19 protein-coding genes are annotated in these 20956 nt (G+C 67.9%); 8 read left to right on the top strand and 11 right to left on the bottom strand.

Annotation, left to right across the window (positions count from 1 at the left end):
* Window position 1: 1 nt before the first annotated feature.
* From V5F89_RS05155 to V5F89_RS05140, 4 genes are read right to left on the bottom strand one after another with little or no spacing between them, the layout of a single operon-like run.
* Window positions 2-1399 carry a cytochrome P450 gene (locus V5F89_RS05155; protein ID WP_338447177.1) on the bottom strand — a complete coding sequence of 466 codons (1398 nt, stop codon included), beginning with the start codon at window positions 1397-1399 and terminating at the stop codon, window positions 2-4.
* Between the two features lie 43 nt (window positions 1400-1442).
* Window positions 1443-2465, bottom strand: coding sequence for a ferrochelatase (gene hemH / locus V5F89_RS05150; RefSeq protein ID WP_338447176.1), 1023 nt, complete (start codon window positions 2463-2465; stop codon window positions 1443-1445).
* Window positions 2462-4780 (bottom strand): molybdopterin cofactor-binding domain-containing protein, encoded by a 2319-nt coding sequence (locus V5F89_RS05145; RefSeq protein ID WP_338447175.1) that lies wholly within the window; start codon window positions 4778-4780, stop codon window positions 2462-2464. The genes hemH and V5F89_RS05145 overlap by 4 nt, the downstream gene beginning before the upstream one ends.
* 2 nt (window positions 4781-4782) lie before the next feature.
* A complete protein-coding gene (locus V5F89_RS05140; RefSeq protein WP_338447174.1) occupies window positions 4783-5748 on the bottom strand; it encodes an Mrp/NBP35 family ATP-binding protein in 966 nt (321 codons plus the stop codon).
* A 104-nt stretch (window positions 5749-5852) separates the two neighbouring features.
* Between V5F89_RS05140 and V5F89_RS05135 the strand changes: the two genes are divergently transcribed.
* The 3 genes from V5F89_RS05135 (at window position 5853) to V5F89_RS05125 (ending at window position 9535) form a co-directional block, all read left to right on the top strand.
* Window positions 5853-7019, top strand: a complete 1167-nt coding sequence (locus V5F89_RS05135; protein ID WP_338447173.1) for a protease modulator HflK — start codon at window positions 5853-5855, stop codon at window positions 7017-7019.
* 1 nt (window position 7020) lies between these two features.
* Window positions 7021-7866 (top strand): protease modulator HflC, encoded by an 846-nt coding sequence (locus V5F89_RS05130; RefSeq protein ID WP_338447172.1) that lies wholly within the window; start codon window positions 7021-7023, stop codon window positions 7864-7866.
* Window positions 7867-7987: 121 nt separating this feature from the next.
* Window positions 7988-9535, top strand: coding sequence for a Do family serine endopeptidase (locus V5F89_RS05125; protein ID WP_338447171.1), 1548 nt, complete (start codon window positions 7988-7990; stop codon window positions 9533-9535).
* An 87-nt stretch (window positions 9536-9622) separates the two neighbouring features.
* Here V5F89_RS05125 and V5F89_RS05120 read toward each other — a convergent pair whose 3' ends face one another.
* From V5F89_RS05120 to V5F89_RS05100, 5 genes are all read right to left on the bottom strand, one after another.
* The gene (locus tag V5F89_RS05120; protein WP_338447170.1) at window positions 9623-11809 is read right to left on the bottom strand and encodes a PBP1A family penicillin-binding protein; all 2187 of its coding nucleotides are present in this window, start codon (window positions 11807-11809) and stop codon (window positions 9623-9625) included.
* Between the two features lie 98 nt (window positions 11810-11907).
* Window positions 11908-12306 carry a peptide-methionine (R)-S-oxide reductase MsrB gene (gene msrB, locus V5F89_RS05115; RefSeq protein ID WP_338447169.1) on the bottom strand — a complete coding sequence of 133 codons (399 nt, stop codon included), beginning with the start codon at window positions 12304-12306 and terminating at the stop codon, window positions 11908-11910.
* A gap of 45 nt (window positions 12307-12351) precedes the next feature.
* Window positions 12352-13023: a glutathione S-transferase family protein gene (locus V5F89_RS05110; RefSeq protein WP_338447520.1), complete on the bottom strand. Its 672-nt coding sequence runs from the start codon at window positions 13021-13023 to the stop codon at window positions 12352-12354.
* 78 nt (window positions 13024-13101) lie between these two features.
* Complete coding sequence (locus V5F89_RS05105; RefSeq protein ID WP_338447168.1) at window positions 13102-13551, bottom strand: hypothetical protein; 450 nt, start codon at window positions 13549-13551, stop codon at window positions 13102-13104.
* Between the two features lie 80 nt (window positions 13552-13631).
* Entirely contained in the window at window positions 13632-14003 is a 372-nt protein-coding gene (locus V5F89_RS05100) for a hypothetical protein (RefSeq protein WP_338447167.1), read from the bottom strand.
* A 106-nt stretch (window positions 14004-14109) separates the two neighbouring features.
* Here V5F89_RS05100 and V5F89_RS05095 point away from each other — a divergent pair, with 106 nt between their 5' ends.
* From V5F89_RS05095 to V5F89_RS05075, 5 genes are all read left to right on the top strand, one after another.
* Window positions 14110-15540 (top strand): NAD-dependent succinate-semialdehyde dehydrogenase, encoded by a 1431-nt coding sequence (locus V5F89_RS05095; RefSeq protein WP_338447166.1) that lies wholly within the window; start codon window positions 14110-14112, stop codon window positions 15538-15540.
* A gap of 103 nt (window positions 15541-15643) precedes the next feature.
* The gene (locus V5F89_RS05090; RefSeq protein WP_338447165.1) at window positions 15644-16756 is read left to right on the top strand and encodes an S-(hydroxymethyl)glutathione dehydrogenase/class III alcohol dehydrogenase; all 1113 of its coding nucleotides are present in this window, start codon (window positions 15644-15646) and stop codon (window positions 16754-16756) included.
* Between the two features lie 58 nt (window positions 16757-16814).
* Complete coding sequence (locus tag V5F89_RS05085; protein WP_338447164.1) at window positions 16815-17216, top strand: VOC family protein; 402 nt, start codon at window positions 16815-16817, stop codon at window positions 17214-17216.
* Between the two features lie 281 nt (window positions 17217-17497).
* The gene (gene fghA / locus V5F89_RS05080; protein WP_338447163.1) at window positions 17498-18340 is read left to right on the top strand and encodes an S-formylglutathione hydrolase; all 843 of its coding nucleotides are present in this window, start codon (window positions 17498-17500) and stop codon (window positions 18338-18340) included.
* Window positions 18341-18407: 67 nt separating this feature from the next.
* Window positions 18408-18965, top strand: coding sequence for a hypothetical protein (locus V5F89_RS05075; protein WP_338447162.1), 558 nt, complete (start codon window positions 18408-18410; stop codon window positions 18963-18965).
* A gap of 256 nt (window positions 18966-19221) precedes the next feature.
* On the opposite strand, the gene metW is transcribed toward V5F89_RS05075, so the two are convergent.
* Together metW and metX are read right to left on the bottom strand one after the other, a co-directional pair.
* Window positions 19222-19824: a methionine biosynthesis protein MetW gene (metW, locus tag V5F89_RS05070; protein WP_338447161.1), complete on the bottom strand. Its 603-nt coding sequence runs from the start codon at window positions 19822-19824 to the stop codon at window positions 19222-19224.
* Window positions 19817-20929, bottom strand: coding sequence for a homoserine O-acetyltransferase MetX (metX, locus tag V5F89_RS05065; protein WP_338447160.1), 1113 nt, complete (start codon window positions 20927-20929; stop codon window positions 19817-19819). The genes metW and metX overlap by 8 nt, the downstream gene beginning before the upstream one ends.
* Window positions 20930-20956: the final 27 nt, after the last annotated feature.

Raw genomic sequence — 20956 nt, 5'->3', positions numbered from 1 at the left:
GTCACAAAGCGCGAAACGTCACCTTCAGCCCGTCTTTCGGCCGCGGGATCGGCCAAGCCTGCCACTCGGGGGCATAGCCCTCTTCGATCGCGATCTCGTAACGGGTCAGCAACTGCGCCATCAGGATCTTGACCTGCATATAGGCGAAGTGAAGCCCCAGGCACATGTGCGCACCGCCGCCGAAGGGCACCCAGGCATATTTGTGGCGCGCCTTCACCCGATCGGGCGTGAAGCGCATCGGATCGAAGCGCTCCGGGTCCGGCCAGTGCTCTTCCATATGATGCACGTATTGCGCGTTGATGCCCACCGGCGCGCCTGCAGGAATACGGTATCCGCCGAACTCGAAAGCGCGCAGGGCGCGGCGCGGGGTGGACGGGACCGGCGGGATCATCCGCAAGGCTTCCTTGAACGCCATCTCGGTCAATTCCAGCTTGCCCAGATCGTCGTAGGCAATGTCGCCGCCGCCGGTGATCGCGACAATCTCGGCCCGCAGCCGTTCCTGCCACTCGGGATGCCGGGCCAGCAACTGCACCAGCGTCGTGGCGGACGACGTGATCGTGTCATGCGCCGCCATCATCAGGAAATTCATGTGGTCGACCACTTCGTCGACCGGCAGCAGGCTGTCGTCTTCGCGCGTGGCGGTGGCGAACTGGCTGAACATGTCCTGCCCCCCGCCTTCCGCCCGGCGGCGCTGCGTCTCACGCGTGAAATATTCGACCAGGAATTCGCGCCCCTTCACCCCCTTGCGCATCAGGGTGAAAGGCAGGGGCCGCCGGATCGGCGCGACCGAGGCCTGGACCATGTCGACGAAAGCTTCGTTGATCCGGTCCGCCTCCGGCCCCCAGGGGATGCCGATGAAGCTGTCGGCCGCAAGGTCGAGAGTCAGCGCCTTGATCGCCGGGTAGAACCGCATCTGGCCGCCGCCCCAGTGCTGCACCGCCTGCGCAATTCCGCGATTGAGGCTGCCGGCATAGTGGCGCATCGGCCCGGATTTGAACGCGATCGACAGCGCCCGGCGGTCGGCGCGATGATGGTCGAAGTCCATCAGCATCAGGCCGCGCGGGAACAGGCGGTCGAGAAGCGGGCCCCAGCCCTGCTCGCTCGAAAACAGCTTCTCGCGGTCGAACAGGACCAGCTCGTTCGCATCGGCCCCGACCAGCGCGATGTTCCAGCCACCGAAGGCCTTGTTGCGATACACCGGGCCATAAGTTTCGACCATGCGCCGGGTGAAGGCGTGCGGGTCGGCCAGCATACGGAAAGTATTGCCCACGATCGGCAGGCCGCCTTCTCCGGGAATATGGGCAATATCCGCCTCTGTCAGCGCGCCTTCGCGCCAGTGGCGTAGCCGGGGGGCCGACGGAGCGGCGGCGGACGCGCCTTCGCGTGCAAGCGTGGCCATGCTCGATTCTCCTTACTTACCCCAGTGTAAGTAGTTCGGCGCGCTAAATCCACCCCGCAAGTTCGCGGCGCACGATCGCCTCCAGCATGGCCATTCCCGGCGCGCGCGCGTTGAGGCAGGCGAGCGCGGCGAACCGTTCCCCACCCGCCTCCAGAAACTGTTCGCGCCCGGAGATCGCCAGTTCTTCCAGCGTTTCCAGGCAATCGGCGGAAAATCCCGGCGCGGCGACGGCGAGCCGCCGCGTTCCGCCCTGCGCTTCCGCCGTCAGCACCGCATCGGTCGCCGGCTCCAGCCACTTCGCCCGGCCGAACCGGCTCTGGAACGTGGTTTCGATGCGCAAGTCCGCGCGTCCCAGCGCCTCCGCCACCAGGCGCGCGGTCTTGCGGCAGTGGCAGTGATAGGGGTCGCCCAGGCGCAGCGTCCGCTCAGGCATACCGTGAAAGCTGAGCAGCAGCACCTCGGGCACGAAGTCGAGCGCATCGAGCTGCGCCCCGAGATCGTGTGCGAGGGCAGAGATGTAGTGCGGATCGTCGTGATAGGGCGGGAGGGTGCGCAGGCTGGGTTGCCAACGCATTGTCCGCAGCTTGTCCGCAGCCTTGTCCACAACCGTGGCCGTCGTCGCGGCGCAATATTGCGGGTAGAGCGGGGCGAGCAGGATACGCTCGCAGCCCGCATCCATCAGCGCCTGCAGCTCGTCGCCGATCGCGGGCTTGCCGTAACGCATGGCCCAGCGCACCTGCGCCGCGCCGCCGAGCCGATCCTGCAGGCCCGCCGCCTGTTCGCGCGTGATCGCGGCGAGCGGCGAGCCGGCATCGGTCCAGATCTGGCGGTAGGCATGCGCGCTTCGCCGGGGCCGCGTCGTCAGAACCGCGCCGCGCAATATCGGCTGCCAGACCAGCCGCGGCAGCTCGACCACCCGCCGGTCGGACAGGAATTCCGCAAGATAGCGGCGGACCGAGGCCGTGTCGGGCGCATCGGGCGTGCCGAGGTTGACCAGCAGCACGCCGATCCCCCCGCTTTCGACCGGCGCGTGATCGCGCGGCACCGTCTGTTCCGTCCAGGTCACAGGCCGCCCGATAGCAGGGGAAGGCGCCGGAGGCGAAGCCCCGTTGCCGAATGAAGAGCATTGGCGATCGCCGGCGCGGCCACTGCCACGCCCAGTTCGCCCGGATCGAACGGCGGTGCGTCGCTGTCGACGAAATCGACCGCGATCTCCGGCACGTCGGCCAGGGTGGGCAAGTTCATGTCGGCAAGCCGGGACTGCTCGGGCACGCCCTGGCGATAGGACAGCGCCGCGCCCAGCGCCTGAGCCATGCCGAAGACCAGCCCGCCCTCGATCTGCTGGCGCGCGATGTCGAGATTGACGATCCGGCCGATATCGACGCAGGCGGCGAGCCGCGACACGCGCACGCCGCCTTCCTCCTGCCGGGCAGTGGCGATGCAGACGATCCGCCCGCCACCCGCATCCCCGGCGCCCTCGGCACCCCCGGCATCCATGCGATGGCAGGCCAGGCCCTTGCCGCTCTGCGCCTGCCCGCCGTCCCATTCCGCCAGACGCGCGGCGCGCTGGAGGCATTCGGCCATGCGCGGATCGCCGCCGAGCATCTCCATCCGGTACGACAGCGGCTCGCGACCGTGGCGATGCGCCAGTTCGTCGATGAAGCTCTCGATGAAGAAGGCGGTATAGCCGTGCGCATTGCCGCGCAGGCGTCCGCTGGGCGCCCCGGTATCGGCCGGGACGTGCTCCACCGTGACATGGGGAATATCGTAGAGCGGCATGGCGCCTTCCACCGCCATCGGATCGGCTTCGCCGGCGCTATCGGCCAACGCGGCAGCGGCGGTCCGGTTGCCGAACAGGCGCCGCCCGAACTCGCGCGCCGACGGCTGCACCGCGATCCGCGCCTTGAGGCCCGCGATCCGCCCCTCCCCGCCCGGGGCAAGCCGCGCGGAAACGATCGCTGCGACAGGCGCACGCGGACGGCCGGCGAGCTGTTCTTCCCACCGCGACCAGATCAGCTGGACCGGGCGCGACCGCACCCGCCCCACTTCGCGCGCAATCAACGCAGCCTCGATCGCGTGGTCGTGTTCCAGCCGGCGGTCGAAGCTGCCCCCCGCGGCCATGGGATAGAAAATCACGTTCTCGACCGAAATCCCCAGTGCCTTGGCCGCGGCCCGGCGGGCGCGCTCGGGTGCCTGGCTGGCCATCCACAGTTCCAGCCGCCCATCGGCAAAGCGCGCCGTGACGCTGGCGGTTTCGGGAGTGACATGGGCACCGGGCGCGACATCGTAGCGCAAGGCCAGATCGGGGCCGTGACCGGGCTCCGGGCCCCACTCCACCCCTTCGCCGCGCACCGCGACCGCTTCCCCTTTCCCGCGCCGCACGGCGCGGTCCAGCCGTTCGTCGATCTTTCCCGTCTCCAGCGGGCCGACGACGCGAAACCGCGGTTCCATCGCGGCCAGCGCGCGGTCGGCCGCCCACCAGTTGGTCGCCACCGCGGCGAGCCATCGCTTGCCCTCGATCACTTGCACCAGCTCGCCGATATGCGCGGCGGCGCGCGGATCGAAATCGGTCAGTTCCGCCACTCCGGCGGGGCCGTGCTTGATCGCGGCATAGACCATGCCGGGCAGCCGCACGTCCGCTGCAAAGAGGAACGTGCCGTCCACTTTGGCCGGCAGGTCCAGCCGGGCGTAGGACGTCGCCGCATCGGCTTCGCCCGGAATCGGCGTTTCGGCGGGAGGCCGGGCCCGCAGCGGCGGGGGGTCGGGCGCGGTCATCTCCGCCGCCTCCGCCGCGAGCGCGGCGAAGCTCAGCCGCTTCCCGTCGTGCAGCACGAACCCGGCTGCGGCCTCGCATTCTTCCCATGCCACGCCCCAGCGCCCGGCCGCGGCCATGCACAGCACCGCGCGCGCGGCGGCCGCGGCCTCGCGACACGGCATTTCGTACGCCGCCAGCGTGGTGCCGTCGGCCGTCGCGGTGAAACGGCTCGATTCGGCGAATCGTCGGGCGAGAATGTCGTCGGGCCGGTCGGCCAGTCCGGGCAGGACCGGCATCCACAACGGCGCCCACCGGGCCGCGAGCGGCACATTGGCATAGGCCCCGCTGACCGGCGCCGGCTCGACCGCGACCTGCCGCCAGTCGGCCCCCAGTTCCTGCGCGACGACTTGCGGCAGCACGGTGGTCGCGCCCTGGCCCATTTCGAGCTGGGGGACCGCAATCGCGATCACGCCGTCCTGCGCGATCTTGAGCCAGGCGCCGAAAGCATGTTCGCCGCGGCCCGGCGGCAGCGGATCGGCGAACCTGCGCGGGCGCAGCGTCCATGCGGCGACAAGCCCTCCGCCCACAGCGGCACCGATCAGCACACCGCGGCGGCTGATCGGCACGGTCAGGCCGTTCCTTCCGCCAGACGCTGCGCCAGCCGTTCGGCGATCGCGCGGAAGGCATCGCCCTGCCCGCCTTCGCTCGCGGCCGGCGGCGTCCCCGCGTCGCTCGCTTCGCGGATCGCCAGCGCCAGCGGGATGCGGCCCAGGAACGGTATGCCCTTGCGCTCGGCCTCCGTTTCCGCGCCCCCGCTTCCGAACGGATCGCTCGTCTCGCCGCAATGCGGGCAGACGTAACCGGCCATGTTCTCGACCAGGCCGAGCACCGGAACGCCGCCCGCCTCGAACATCTGCGTCGCGCGCGTGGCATCGATCAGCGCGAGGTCCTGGGGCGTCGACACGATCACCGCGCCGGCGGGCTTGAACCGTTGCAGCATGGTGATCTGCACGTCGCCGGTGCCGGGCGGGAGGTCCACCAGCAGCAGCTCGGTATCGCCCCAGTTCGCGTCGATCAGCTGCCCCAGCGCGCGCCCCGCCATCGGTCCGCGCCAGGCGATCGCCCGCCCCGGATCGACCAGATGCCCCATCGACAGCACGGGCACGCCCCACTTGCTGGCGACCGGCACCAGCTTGTCGCCTTCGGCAACGGGGCGCTCGCTTTCGTTGTCGAGCAGCCGCGGCTGCGAAGGGCCGTAGATGTCGGCATCGACGATCCCGACCTTGTGCCCCGCCCGGGCGAGAGCGACCGCGAGATTGGCGGTGAGCGTGGACTTGCCCACCCCGCCCTTGCCCGACCCGATCGCGACGATCCGGCGCTGCGGCCGGTCGGCGATCGTGGCGACCCGGACGTCCCGCACGTCTTCGCCCTGGGCCAGGATATCCCGCGTCGCGCCTTCCAGACTGTCGCGCGCGGCGGCATCCAGTCCGGTGGCGTCGAGGATGGCGGTCACTTTGCCCTCCGCCACTTTCAGCGATTGGACCCGCGCGGCGATCGGCGCGGGCAAACGGGCTCTAAGCTCCTCTTCGGTCATCGTGGAGGTCCCTAGAGGATGTTCGGCACGCGCGGAAGCATTGCCGGCGAGATTCCCCGCCGCTGCCCCTGTTTTTCCCGGCATTGGCACCTATAAAGGGTGGCATGGACATCTTGGGCGGATTTCAAAAACGCATTGCGCTGGCAATGGCCGGCAAGAGCCCCTGGGGCGGCAAGCCGAAGGGCGGATCGGGCGGAGACGGGGGCGACGGGCCTGCCGACGATCCCGCGCCGGCCGGCGATCCCGGCCGCGGGCCGCGCAATCCCTGGCTGCCCGGCGGCAGCGGCGAAGAACCGCGCCGTTCCGCCAATATCGAAGATATTTTCAGGCATCGCGGGCCGGAGGGGCCGCGGCGTGGCGGCGGCGGGCCGCGGTTCCGCCTGCCCGAAGGTCCCGGCGGCCGCAACTGGTTCCCGCTGGCGATCGCCGCGATCGCCGCGCTGTGGCTGTTCGCCACCAGCGTCCACCAGGTCGCCCCGCGCGAACAGGGGATCGTCACCTGGCTCGGCGGCAAATATTCGCGCACGCTTTCGCCGGGCCTGAACTTCACTTTCCCTTGGCCGGTACAGGTCGTCGAGATCGAGAACGTCAGCCAGATCCGGTCGGAAAGCATTCCAGGGACGAACGAGGAAAAGCTGATCCTTACCGGCGACCAGAACCTGGTCGACTTGTCCTATCTGATCCGCTGGAACATCAAGGATCTGAAGCAGTTCAAGTTCCAGCTCGCCGACCCTGAGGAAACCATTCGCGAGGTGGCCGAGGCGGCGATGCGCGCGTCGGTCGCGGAGCAGGAGCTGGACTCCGTTCTTTCGGGCGAAGGCCGCGCCGAAATCGAAGAGCGCGTGCGCACGCGAATGCAGTCGATCCTCGACGCCTATCGCGCGGGCGTGGCGGTCCAGGGGATCGAGATCGAGAAGACCGATCCGCCGGCCGAAGTGGTGGAGGCGTTCAAGGACGTTTCCGCCGCGCAGCAGGATGCCGAAACCGCGGTCAACAGCGCGCGCGCCTATGCCCAGCGGATGCTGGCCCGCGCGCAGGGCGATGCAGCGGCGTTCGACAAGATATACGAAGAATACCGGATGGCGCCCGAGGTGACGCGCAGGCGCCTCTATTACGAAACGATGGAAAGCGTTCTGAGCAAGACCGACAAGACGATCGTCGAGGCCGAGGGCGTGACCCCCTATCTCCCACTGCCCGAAGTCAATCGCCGCGCCCGGGCGGCCGGAGCCGGCTCCCCGCCCGCAGTGGTAAACGCGCCGGAGGGGCAGTGACATGAGCAATATCTGGAACAATCACAAGGGCAGCGTGATCGCCGTCGGCGTCGCGCTGCTGGCCTTGCTCGCCTCGGTCGTCATCGTGCCCGAAACGCACCAGGCGGTCATCATCCAGGGCGGCCGCCCGGATCGGGTGGCGAACCAGTTCAAGTCCGATGCGGCATATGGCGAGACGGGGGCGGGCATCGTCTTCCGCGTGCCCGGATACGAGCGCGTCCAGATGGTCGACAAGCGCGTGCTCGATCTCGACATGGATCGCCAGCAGGTGCTCTCCAGCGACCAGCAGCGCCTGCAGGTCGACGCCTATGCCCGTTTCCGCGTCATCAACCCGGTGTTGATGGTCGAGAACGCCGGGTCGGAGGAGATCCTGCGCACGCAGCTTTCGCCGATCCTCACCTCGGTCCTGCGCCAGGAACTGGGCCGCCGGCCGTTCGCGGCGCTGCTGACGGCGGAGCGCGGCAGCGCGATGGCCAATATCCGCGACGCGCTCGACCGCGAGGCGCGCAACTATGGCGCGCAAGTGATCGACGTCAGAATCAAGCGGGCCGACCTGCCCGACGGCACCCCGCTCAACGCCGCCTTCACCCGGATGCAGACCGACCGCCAGGAAGAGGCGGCGACCATCCGCGCGCAGGGCGACAAGAACGCCCAGATCATCCGTGCCGAGGCCGACGCGCAGGCGGCCGCTACATATGCCGAAGCCTATGGCAAGGATCCGCAGTTCTACGATTTCTACCGCGCGATGGAGAGCTATCGCCGGACGTTCGAGCAGGGCAACGGCGAAAGCACGATGATCCTGTCGCCGGACAACGAGTATCTGCGGCAGTTCCGCGGCCAGCGTTGAGCCGGACCGGCGCCTATTCAAGGCGCATTAAGGGCCCGGGTTCATCTATCGCGCCGGGACTGCAAGCCGCCTCGCGGCAGAGGCATGGAAACGCACTGGACATGAAGAGGAAGCAAAGGAAGTGAAGCCCGTGAAATACGCCTATGGCCTGACTTCGGCACTCCTTGTCGGCGGCGCGGCGATCTCGCTCGCGACCGGCTATCCCGCGGGTGCGCAAGTCGCCCAGAACGACGAAAGCCGCATTGCCGGCGCCGTTCCGCGCGCCGGTGCCCCCGAAAGTTTCGCCGACCTGACCGCGCAGCTCCAGCCCGCGGTGGTCAATATCTCGACCAAGCAGCGGGTCGAAGTGCAGTCGATAAACCCGTTCGCCGGCACGCCGTTCGAAGGTTTCTTCGGCCGGCGCCGCGGACAGCAGCCGCAATATCGCGAAGGGCAGTCGCTCGGGTCCGGCTTCATCATTTCCGCCGACGGCTACGTGGTCACCAACAATCACGTTATCGCTCCCGGCGCGCGGGGCGCGACGGTCGAAGAGATCACGGTGACGACGCCCGACGGCACCGAATATCCGGCCGAGCTGGTCGGATCGGACGCGCAGTCCGACCTCGCGGTGCTCAAGATCTCGCGCGACGAACCCTTCCCCTTCGTCGAATTCGGCGATTCCGACCAGGCGCGCGTGGGCGACTGGGTGATCGCGATCGGCAATCCCTTCGGCCTCGGCGGCACGGTGACCAGCGGGATCGTTTCCGCGGTCTATCGCACACCGCCGGTCAACGGGCAGCAGGTCGTGGGCGCCTACGACCGCTATATCCAGACCGACGCCAGCATCAATCGCGGCAATTCGGGCGGCCCGCTGTTCGACATGCGCGGCAATGTGATCGGGATCAACAACGCGATCATTTCCCCCACCGGGGGCAGTGTCGGCATCGGCTTCGCGATCCCAGCAGACATCGCCGCCCCGATCGTCGAGCAGCTGCGGCGCGGCCAGCGCGTGGAGCGCGGCTTCCTGGGCGTTTCGCTGGGGCCGGTGGACGAGGACATCGCCGATTCGGTGGGGCTGGACCGGCGTATGGGCGAATTCGTGCAGAGCGTGCGCGAAGGCGACCCGGCCGATCGCGCCGGCATTCGCCCGGGCGACATCATCGTCGAAGTCGGCGGGCAGGCCGTTACGCCCGAACGCAGCGTATCCTACATCGTCGCCAACACCGCGCCGGGCACGCGCCTGCCGGTAACGCTCTATCGCAATGGGCAGCGGCGCACGGTCACCGTGACGCTGGGCCAGTTCCCGACCGAAGAAGCGCTGGCGCAGGAACAGCAGACGTTCGACCCGGAAGACGAGCCGGACATGAGCGACACCCCGCAGACCGGCGCGGTGGCGGAGCGGCTCGGCATCCAGGTGATCGAGCTGACGCCGCAGATCGCCCGCCAGCTGCGTGCGCCCAACGATACGCGCGGCGTGGTGATCGCCGCGGTCGATCGCTCGACCGACGCGGGCCGCAAAGTCACGCGCGGCGACATTATCCTGAGCGCCAATTACAACGATGTCACCTCGCCCGCCGAACTCGAAGAGATCGTCGACGAGGCGCGGCGCAACGGGCGCGATTCGGTATTGCTGCGCATCCAGCGCGTCGGCCAGATCAACCCGTTCTACGTCGCGGTCAGGATGCGCTGACGCCGACGGCGCGAGCGCACTGCCGAACCGACCGAAAGGCCCTCCCTTGCCGGAGGGCCTTTTTCGTGGGCCACTCTTCTTGCGCTTCTACTCCTCCGCCGCCGGCCCCGGCAGGCGCAGCGGCTGCGGCGCGGGCGCAGGCTGCGGGGCGGCGCGGGGCGGTTGCGGCGCAGTGCGGCTCTGCGGTTCGTCGCGCCCGGTCGCGCGGTCGAGGAAATCGTCGCTTGCCGCCTGTCCGTTGCCGCCGGCCTCGTTCGTCGGGGCGGGGCCCGGCTGGCGCGGGCGGTCGGCCGGCGGCAGTTCGCCTTCGATCGGGAAGGGCAGTTCGCCCGGCTGCTCCGGCCGGCCCGGCTCGATCAGGTTCCCCTGCTCGTCGATGTAGTAATAATCGTCCGGGTCGCCGTAATAATATTCGTCGTCCGGCTCCAGCTGCCATTCGGGCAATTGCAGCTCGGTATCGAACTTCTCCACCGGGCGATCCTTCACGGCATAGCGCATATAGGCGGCGAAGGCCTGCGCCGGCGCCCGCCCGCCCTGGAGGCCGGGAACGGCCCTGGCATCGTCGCGCCCCATCCACACGCCGGTCGTGATCCCGCTGGAAAAGCCGAGGAACCAGCCGTCCTTGTTCGAATTGGTCGTGCCAGTCTTGCCCGCCACCGGCCGCCCGATCTGCGCCGCCCGCCCGGTGCCGGTGTTGACCGTGGTCTGGAGCAGGTCGGTGATCCCCGCGGTCACGTAGTCCGGCACCAGCGGCGTCGAGCGCGGTGGTTCGTGCTGGTACAGCGTTTCGCCGCCGGCGGTCGTCACTTTGACGATGCCGTAGGGTTCGACCGAATTGCCCCCGGCCGAGATCGCGGCGAAAGCGCGGGTCATGTCGATCACGCGCACTTCGGAACTGCCCAGGACCATTGCCGGATAAGTGGAGATCGGGGTCGTGATCCCGAACCGCTTGGCCATCGAGGCGACGGTGCCGAAGCCCACTTCGTTGCCGAGCTGGGCGGCGACGGTGTTCTTCGAATAGGCAAAGGCCGTTCGCAGGTCGATTTCACCGGCGAAGCTGCCCCCCGAATTGCGCGGGCTCCACCCGTCGATCGTGACCGGTGCGTCGACCACCCGGTCTTCCGGGGTATAGCCTGCCTCCAGCGCGGAGAGATAGACGAACAGCTTCCACGCCGATCCCGGCTGGCGCACGGCGTCGGTGGCGCGGTTGTAATTGGTGGTGACGTAATCGGTGCCGCCGACCATGGCCAGGATCGCCCCGTCGCGATCGAGGCTGACCAGCGCGCCCTGCGCTCCGTCGGGAGTGTTCGACTTGATCGCCGCGGTCGCCGCGCGCTGCATTCCCACGTCGATCGTGGTCCAGACCTCGATCGGCTCGAACGTTTCGGGCAGCAGCAGGTCGAGCTGGGGCAGCGCCCAGTCGGTGAAATAGCGGACCGAGTTCTGGCCGCGGTCCTCTTTCAGCTTCACGGCCGAAGGGTCGACGTTCGCTTCGCTCGCCGAAATGCGCCCCTGTTCGCGCATCAGGCGCAGGACCACGTTGGCCCGGCCGACCGCGGCATCGACATCGGCAGTCGGGGAATAGCGGCTCGGCGCCTTGACCAGCCCGGCGATGATCGCGGCCTCCGCCGTCGAAAGCTCGGTCGCCGGATGGCTGAAGAACTTGCGGCTCGCGCTGTCGACGCCGTAAGCTCCGCCCCCGAAATAGACCTTGTTGAGGTACAGCTCGAGGATCTGCTCCTTCGAGAACTTCCATTCCAGCGCCAGCGCCAGCACCGCCTCGCGCAGCTTGCGGTCGAGCGTGCGGTTGGAATTGAGGAAGATGTTCCGGGCGAGCTGCTGGGTGATCGTCGAAGTCGCGGAAATGCGCCCGTCGCCGGTCACCGCCACCCACAGCGCGCGCACCAGGCCGTAGGGATCGATTCCGGGATGCGAGCGATAGCGGCGATCTTCGACCGAGATCATCGCATCCTTCATCACCTGCGGGATTTCCGAACTGTCCAGCCACTCCCCGTAACTGGGGCCGAGTTCGACGATCTCGGTCCCGTCGCGCGCGCGCACGACGATCGTCTGCCCGGTCTGCGACGCCTTCAGTTCGGAATAGGTGGGCAGCGAACGCGCGGCGAAAGCCACCGCGAGGCCCAGGAACAGCGCCCCCAGCAGCGCAAGCACGCCGCCCCAGATCGCGAGACGGCGCAACCAGCGTTTCCAGCCTGTCGGCCCGCCCTTGCCACCGGACCTGGCGCCTTGCCGTCGGCTGCCCCGCTTCGCCATCGATTCCTGCTTACCTCTTTGCGGGCGGACCGCCCGATTTTTCGCATCCCGCCCGATGCATAGGCGAGTTGTAACCCGGCGTGAACGGGCCGGGGCGACTATTCCTCAGGCTTGAAGTCGAGCGCGGCGCTGTTGATGCAATACCGCAGCCCGTCCGGCCCCGGGCCGTCGGGGAAGACGTGGCCCAGATGCCCTTCGCAGCGGGCGCAGACGACTTCGGTGCGAACCATGCCGTGGCTGCTGTCGCGGTGTTCCTCCACCGCCTCGCCATCGGCCGGCGCGGTGAAGCTGGGCCAGCCGGAGCCGCTGTCGTACTTGGCGTCGCTGGCGAACAGGACCTGGCCGCAGGCGGCGCAGCGATATTCGCCGGGCTGCTTGTTCTTTTCGTACTTGCCGGTGAAGGCCCGCTCGGTCCCGCCTTCGCGCAGGACCCGGAACTGTTCGGGCGTCAGTCGTTCGCGCCATTCGGCGTCGGAAAGCTCGATCTTGTCAGGCATCGCAGGCCTCCTGTGAATAGGCGGTTGCCGGGCCGCGGCGCTGGCTCAGACGTCCAGTTCCGCATAGTGGCGCGGGGGCTGGATCACTTCCATCCGTTCGGACAGAAGCGGGCGGAACGACGGGCGGCTCTTGAACACCGAATACCATCCGCGCGTCTGCTCATGCCCGGTCCAGTCGATCCCGCCGAGATAGTCGGCAACCGAGATCTGGGCTGCGGCGGCAAGGTCCGCAAGGCTCATCGTCGCCCCGGCCAGCCAGGTGCGATTGTCGATCAGCCAGTCGATATAGTCGAGGTGTCCGTGCGCCAGCTTCATCGCCTCGCGCAGGATGCGCGAATCGGGCGGCTGGCGCAGCACCAGCCGCTTCTTCATCCGTTCGTGCAGCAGCGGCATGGTGACGTCGCCGAAGAAATTCTCGTCGAACAGTGCGACCAGCCGGCGGATCTCCGCCCGGTTGGTGGCGGTGCCGTTGATCATCGGCGCCTTGTCCACCGTTTCTTCGAAATATTCGCAGATCGCGCGGCTGTCGGCGAGCGCAATGCGGCGTTCGGGATCGTGGAGCACCGGCGTCCGGCCAGCGGGATTGAGCGCCCAGAACTCGTCGCTCGCGTCCCACGGGTTCTCCCGCCAGAGTTCGTAGCCCACGCCTTTCTCGCTCAGAAGCAGGCGAACCTTGCGGCTGAACGGGCAGAGCGGGAACTGGTAGAGGCGCCACATATGCATGCATGCTCATGCCGCATGCGCGCGGGGCCGTCCAGCCCTGCGCGCATGCGGAAAAGGGCTTTCGGCGGCGCGCTACCGCCCCTGGCGGCGCGCCCGATCGAGCGCGAACTCGAGCTGGCCCGCCAGATCGCGCAGCGCGGGGGCCATCGCCTCGATACCGCCGGCCATTGCCGCCATCCGGTCCATCGCACGCGGCAGCTCCTCCGCCGCGCGGGCCGGCAGATCGCCCGCTTCGGGCCGCATCTTGCGCAAGGTGAGATCGGGATCGACATCGCCCGGATCGCGGCCCGCGGCTTCGGCCATCGGCTCGACGATCGGGGCCAGGGGGAGGTCGAGCAGGATTTCGCCGAGAACGGCCACGGTCGCGGCAAGGCCATCCTGCATCGCGGGATCGCGCAATTGCTGCGACAGGGGGGCATCGTCCGCCGAATAGTCGAGCACCGGCGGATCGCCCGCGGCCTGCGCCTGCGCGGCGGCCGGCAGGGCCAGCATGGCGGCGGCGGACAGGGCGAGAATGCGCATGGGACAGTCTCCGAATCGTTCGCACCGGCATTGCCGGCGCGCGCCTGACCCGGCGGTGAACGCCGCGACGAGCCGTGCGGTCAAAGCCCCGAGGCGTCGAGCAGCAGCAGGCAGGGCGGCATGACGTCCTCCAGCGCACCCCCGGCGCGCAAGTCCTCCAGTTCCGCCGCCAGCAGCCCGGCGACCGCCTCACGGTCGAGCCCGGTCTGGTCCATGATCCGGGCCGCGGTCCGAACGAAGAACTCGCGTCCGCGCTCGCCAAGCTGCGGGAAAGCGGCCATCGCCGGGTCGCCCCGCGCCTGCCCCTCCGCAACGAGCGCGAAAGCGACCGAACAGCGCAAGGCCGTTCGCTGGCTCACGTCGAGGGGAACATCCGCCCGCGGTGCGGAAGCCTGCGCCAAGGCAGGCGAGACGGCGAGGAGCGCGAGGGCGGGGAATATCGACCGGATCATTCCCGCCGTTTATACGCGGGCCGATGAACGCTTGCCAACGGGCCGGTTGACGCACTGCCCGCGCGCGGCCATCCCCCGCCCAACGACGAACACCGAGGAGCTGCACATGGCCGACTATCCCTCTCTCCACCTGCTGATCGGCGGGGAACAGCTGTCCGGCGGCGGCCGCGAAAGCGAAGACGTCGTCGATCCGGCGACCGGCGAGACGATCGGAACGCTGCCGCGCGCGACCGGCGAGGATCTCGACCGCGCGCTGGAAGGGGCGCGCCGCGGCTTTCGCGAATGGCGCGACACCTCCGCCGACAAGCGTGCCGCGATCCTGACCAAGGCCGCGGCGCTCATCCGCGAGCGTGCGCGCGACATCGGCCAGGCCATGACCCGCGAGCAGGGCAAGCCGGTCAAGGAAGCGATCGGCGAAACGATCTATTGCGCCATGCTGCTGGAATTCTACGCGCAGGAGATCAAGCGCATTTACGGCCGCACGCTGGTGCGCCCGGCGGGCCAGCGGGTCGAGGTGCAGTATCACCCGATCGGCCCCGTGGCCGGTTTCGCCGCGTGGAACTTCCCCGCGATCAACGTCATGCGCAAGATCGGCGGCGCGCTCGCCGCCGGCTGCTCGGTGATCGTCAAGCCGAGCGAGGAGACCCCGGCTGGCGGGATCGCGATGGTTCAGGCGCTGCTCGACGCCGGCGTTCCGGGCGACGCGGTGCAGTGCGTGTTCGGTGTGCCCGACACCGTCAGCCGCCACCTGCTGGCCTCCCCCGTCATCCGCAAGGTCACCTTCACCGGCTCGACCGCGGTCGGCAAGCACCTCGCCCGGCTCGCTGCCGACGATCTCAAGGTCGCGACGATGGAACTGGGCGGCCACGCCCCCGTGCTGGTGTTCGCCGACAGCGATATCGACGCGGTTCTCGATACGATGGTGCCGGCCAAATACCGCAACGCCGGCCAGGTCTGCGTCAGCCCGACGCGCTTCCTGGTCGAGGAGCCGGCGTTCGAGAAATTCCGCGACGGCTTCGTCGAACGCGCGAAGAAAGTCGTCGTCGGCAACGGGTTCGAGGACGGGACCGAGATGGGCCCGATGGCCAATTCGCGCGGGCTCGATTCGATGGAAAAACTGCTCGGCAACGCGCAGGACAAGGGCGCGAAGCTGCTCGCCGGCGGGTCGCGGATCGGGAACCGCGGGTTCTTCCACGAACCCACGGTGCTGAGCGAAGTGCCGCAAGATGCCGATATCATGAACCACGAGCCCTTCGGCCCCGTGGCGCTGATCAACCCGATGGCGGGCGAAGAGGCCATGATCGAGGAAGCGAACCGCCTGCCCTATGGCCTCGCCGCCTATGCCTGGACCGACGATCCGGCGCGCCGCCGCCGGCTCGCGGCCGAGATCGAGACCGGGATGCTGGCGATCAACGGCGCCAGCGTTTCGGCGGTCGACGCCCCGTTCGGCGGGGTCAAATGGTCGGGCTATGGCAGCGAGGACGGCCGCGAAGGCGTGATGGCCTGCATGGTGCCCAAGGCCGTCCACGAAGGCTGATCGCGACGTCATAACCTATTTGGCGTTTTTTGCTTGACTTTATCGAACTATTGGTTAGTTTGTCGCAACGATTCGACGACAGACCCCTGCAGGAGTACCCCCGATGAAAACCCGCGCCGCCGTTGCGTTCGAAGCGAAAAAACCGCTCGAAATCGTCGAACTCGACCTCGAAGGCCCCAAGGCGGGCGAAGTGCTGGTGGAAATCATGGCCACCGGCATCTGCCACACCGATGCCTATACGCTGGACGGGCACGACAGCGAGGGGATCTTCCCCAGCGTGCTCGGCCACGAGGGCGCCGGGATCGTGCGCGAAGTGGGCGCGGGGGTCACCAGCGTGAAGCCCGGCGACCACGTGATCCCGCTCTACACACCCGAATGTCGGCAGTGTAAGTCGTGCCTTTCGGGCAAGACCAACCTGTGCACCGCGATCCGCGCGACCCAGGGCAAGGGCCTGATGCCCGACGGCACGACCCGCTTCAGCTACAAGGGCGAGCCGATCTATCACTACATGGGCTGTTCGACGTTCTCGAACTTCACCGTCCTGCCGGAAATCGCGGTGGCCAAGATCCGCGAGGACGCCCCGTTCCAGACGAGCTGCTACATCGGCTGCGGCGTCACCACGGGCGTCGGCGCAGTGGTCAACACGGCCAAAGTCCAGGTCGGCGACAATGTCGTGGTGTTCGGCCTCGGCGGGATCGGCCTCAACGTGATCCAGGGCGCGAAGCTCGCGGGCGCGAACATGATCGTCGGCATCGACATCAACGAGGCCCGCGAGGAATGGGGCCGCAAGTTCGGCATGACCCATTTCCTCAACACCAGCGGCATGAGCCGCGAGGAAATCGTGGCGAAAATCGTCGAGCTGACCGACGGCGGCGCCGATTACAGCTTCGACTGCACCGGCAACACCGAAGTCATGCGCACCGCGCTCGAATGCTGCCATCGCGGATGGGGCACCAGCGTGGTCATCGGCGTGGCCGAGGCGGGCAAGGAAATCGCCACCCGCCCGTTCCAGCTCGTCACCGGGCGCAACTGGCGCGGCACGGCGTTCGGCGGCGCGCGCGGCCGGACCGACGTGCCCAAGATCGTCGACTGGTACATGGACGGCAAGATCCAGATCGACCCGATGATTACCCACGTCCTCGACCTCGAGGAAATCAACAAGGGCTTCGACCTGATGCACGCGGGCGAATCGATCCGCAGCGTGGTGGTCTATTGACCGCGGCCTCGCCATCGATATAGGTAGCTAATCGAAACTTACCTTGGGAGGTCCTGCAATGTTCAACCATATCATGGTCGGTGCGAACGACATCGAGCAATCGAAGACGTTCTACGACGCCGTGCTCGGCACGCTGGGCTTCACCGGCGAGGCGATGCGCAATGTCTCCGGCAGCGGCCATACCCGCCTGTTCTACGTCCACAACGGCGGCACGTTCTGCGTGTCCGAACCGATCAACGGCGAGCCTGCGACGGGCGCCAACGGCGGGACGATCGGCTTCAAATGCGATTCGCCCGAGCAGGTAAAGGCCTTCCACGACGCCGGTGTCGCCAATGGCGGCACGTCGATCGAGGACCCGCCGGGCCTGCGCGAGGGCAGCGCGCTCGGGGCCATGTACCTCAGCTACGTACGCGATCCTTCCGGCAACAAGCTCTGCGCGGTTCATCGGGCGAAAGCCTGAACGCACGCCCCACCTGACCGATTTATCCTCCCCATCGACTTGCGATGGGGAGGGGGACCGCGAGACGCGAAGCGGCTCGTGGTGGAGGGGCCATTCCCGGCACAGCCCCTCCGACCGACGCCTGCGGCGTCGCCCACCTCCCCATCGCAAGACGATGGGGAGGAGTGAAACGAGTGCGAGTCCCGCGCAGGCGGGGACCTCAGGCCGCTGGCGCTTCGCCCGATAGCTTGCGGCCCCTCGCACCCTTCGACATGCGCCGCCCGAACGGATAGGAGCCCCCCATGACTCTCGAAACCGTCAGCCAGACCCGCTCCCACGCCGGCACGCAGGGCGTCTATTCGCACCGTTCGGCCGAAACCGGCACCGATATGACCTTCTCGGTCTTCGTTCCCGACCATGCCGAGGGCGCGAAGCTCCCCGTGCTCTGGTATCTCTCGGGCCTCACCTGCACCCACGCCAATGTCACCGAAAAGGGCGAATACCGGCGGGCATGCGCCGAACACGGGGTGATCTTCGTCGCCCCCGACACCAGTCCGCGCGGCGAGGACGTGCCCGACGCGGCGGACGAATACGATTTCGGCCAGGGCGCGGGATTCTACGTCGATGCCACACAGGAGCCGTGGGCGAAGAACTATCGGATGCGCAGCTATATCGAGCGCGAACTGCCCCAGGTGATCGCGGCGAACGTCCCGGCCGCCGACATGGACCGCCAGTCGATCGCCGGCCATTCGATGGGCGGCCACGGGGCGCTCACCATCGGCCTGCGCAACCCCGATCGCTTCCGCTCGATCAGCGCCTTTTCCCCGATCGTCGCGCCGAGCGAGGTGCCATGGGGCGAAAAGGCCCTCGGCCGCTATCTGGGAAGCGACCGCGCGTCATGGCGCGAGTACGACGCCGTCGCCCTGATCGAGGACGGCGCGCGCCATCCCCACATCCTCGTCGACCAGGGCACGGCCGACAATTTCCTCGTCGAACAGCTGCGCACCCATCGCCTCGCCGAAACCTGCGACACTGCCGGCCTCGACGCCACGATCCGCCTTCAGCCGGGCTACGACCATTCGTACTACTTCATCTCCACCTTCATGGCCGAACATGTGAAGTGGCATGCGGAGCGGTTGGGGTGAGGGTTTGGTGCAATTGTCATCTTTAGGGAGTATCTGCCTGATCAAGCGATCGCTTGGCAGAGGCATCATGCTCCATTCGATGATTTCCGCGTTCCTGGTCCTTTCAGCCGGCTCCTTCGAAGAGGAATGCGTGAACGAGCGCCGTTCGGTCGACTATCATCTGGCCGACGTCTGCGATCCCGCGTTCGGCGACGGACCAGTCTACTCGGCGACGTTCGCGGCCAGCCTTACGCCGCCGCCGGCATCGCAACAGGTTGTAATCTACAGGCTCGAAGGTGAGTGGTTCGTTCGGATCGCAGGATTTCGATGGAAGGCGGGCGAAGTGGTCACGAGGCGGCTCGAACGACCGATCGCGGATTCGGACGCCGCAGAGATCTCCGAACGCATAACCGGCGCAGCGCTCCGGCGCCTGGGCGCGCTTCCGTATTACGGTGCCGACGATGCAATTTGCTCAGATGGCGCGTCTCTCACGCTGGAAACGGCGCGAAACGGAAAAAGAATCAGCGCCTCGCAGCATAGTTGCGCCGGCAAGACCGAGTTGAACGATCTGGCCGACGCCTTCCGTTCGCTCGCCTTGAAATATGATCCGGAATCTTCGGGTCTTCTATCGGGGTTGTCCAACTAGGCCCGACTTTCGCAGGACGCCGTGCATCACGCGGTCCATGCTTCGGCGCGGCGTTCAAAGGAATCGGGGCTACGACCATTCGTACTACTTCATCTCCACCTTCATGGCCGAACATGTGAAGTGGCATGTGGAGCGGTTGGGGTGACAACCCCTCTTACCGAGCCCTAGCGCAGGCTGGGGCCTCAGGCCGCTGGCGTTCCGCGGGTGGAGGGAGGCCCCAGCCTGCGCTGGGGCTCACAACTTGTCAGTGGCTGGATCAACGCCGCCGCACTTCGAACAGCGCGTATTCCGCGCGCCAGTTCGCGCCGCGCGCCGCCACTTCGCGGTCGGCGGTGAAGAACCAGCGGCTTTCGATCGCGATGCCGAGCTGCGCGGTCAGCTCCTCGAAGTCCTTCACCGTCACATGGTGGATGTTCTGCGTTTCGTACCAGGTCACCGGCAGGTGGCGCGTCACCGGCATGCGGCCGCGGCGCATCAGCGCCCAGCGCATCCGCCAGTAAGCGAAGTTGGGGAAAGAGACGAAGGCGCGGCGGCCCACGCGCAGCAGCTCCGCCAGCATCCGGTCGGGCCGCGCGGCGGTCTGCAGCGTCTGGCTGAGGATCGCGATGTCGAATGCGCCGTCGGGATAGAAGGCGAGATCGCGGTCGGCATCGCCCTGCACCACGCTGAGCCCGCGCGCGACGCAGCGTTCGACCAGCTCGGGGTCGATTTCGATCCCGCGCGCATCGACATTCCGGCTCTGCTGCAGCGCGGCCATCAGCGCGCCGTCGCCGCAGCCGACGTCGAGCACGCGCACGCCGGAGGGAACCTGGCGCGCAATGACCGCGAGGTCGGGGCGCAGGGTTGCCGCGTCAACCATCGAGGAAACCTTTCACCACCCGGTCGAGCGCGGGCACGTCGAGCAGGAAGCTGTCGTGTCCGAAGGGGGAGGACAGCTCGACGAAACTGACCGGCGCGCCCGCCGCGTTGAGCGCGTGGACGACGTGGCGGCTTTCGGCCGTGGGATAGAGCCAGTCGGTGTCGAAACTGACCAGGCAGAACCGCGCGCCCTTGCCCATCGCGTGGCCGGCGAAGGCATCGGCCAGCTTGCCGCCGTGCTCCTCGGCAATGTCGAGATAGTCCATCGCGCGGGTAATATAGAGGTAGGAATTGGCATCGAACCGCCGGGTGAAACCGCTGCCCTGATAACGCAGATAGCTTTCGACCTGGAAATCGGCGTCGAAGCCGAAGCTCTTGGCCGACCGGTCCTGCAGGCGGCGGCCGAACTTCTCGGTCAGGCCCGCTTCGGAAAGATAAGTGATGTGCGCCGCCATCCGCGCGACCGCCAGTCCCGCGTCGGGCGCGCTGCCGTGGGCGTAGTAATTGCCGTCGCGCCAGTTGGGATCGGCCATTATCGCCTGCCGCCCGACTTCGTGGAAGGCGATGTTCTGCGCCGAATGGCGCGCGGTGGTGGCAATGGCGAGGACTCGCGCCGCCCGCTCGGGGAAATTGGCGGCGAGGCTCAGCGCCTGCATCCCGCCCATCGACCCGCCGACGACCGCATGGAGCCGCGCGATCCCCAGCCCGTCGAGCAGCGCGACGAGCCCGCGAACCATGTCGCGCACGGTGATGACGGGGAAGCGCATCCCCCAGGGCTTGCCGTCGGGCGCCGTGCTCGCCGGCCCGGTCGATCCCATGCAGCTGCCGATCACATTGGCGCAGATGACGTGATACCGGTCGGTATCGATCGGCTTGCCCGGCCCCACCATTCGCTCCCACCACCCCGGCTTGCCGGTCACCGGATGGGCGCTGGCGAGATACTGGTCGCCGGTCAGCGCGTGGCAGACGAGGATCGCATTGCCCTTGTCCGCCGCAAGTTCGCCATAAGTCTGGTAGGCGATCGTCGCGCCTGCCAGCACCTGCCCGCCATCCAGCGGCAGCGGATCGGGCAGCGTATAGCTTTGCGAGGGATCGGCGGCGGTCATTGCGCCGCGGGGATTGGGCGGCGGCCG

The sequence above is a fragment of the Pelagerythrobacter marensis genome, assembly GCF_036700095.1.
In the GTDB taxonomy this organism is placed as follows: domain Bacteria; phylum Pseudomonadota; class Alphaproteobacteria; order Sphingomonadales; family Sphingomonadaceae; genus Pelagerythrobacter; species Pelagerythrobacter marensis_A.
This window is presented reverse-complemented; position numbering and strand designations above follow the sequence as displayed.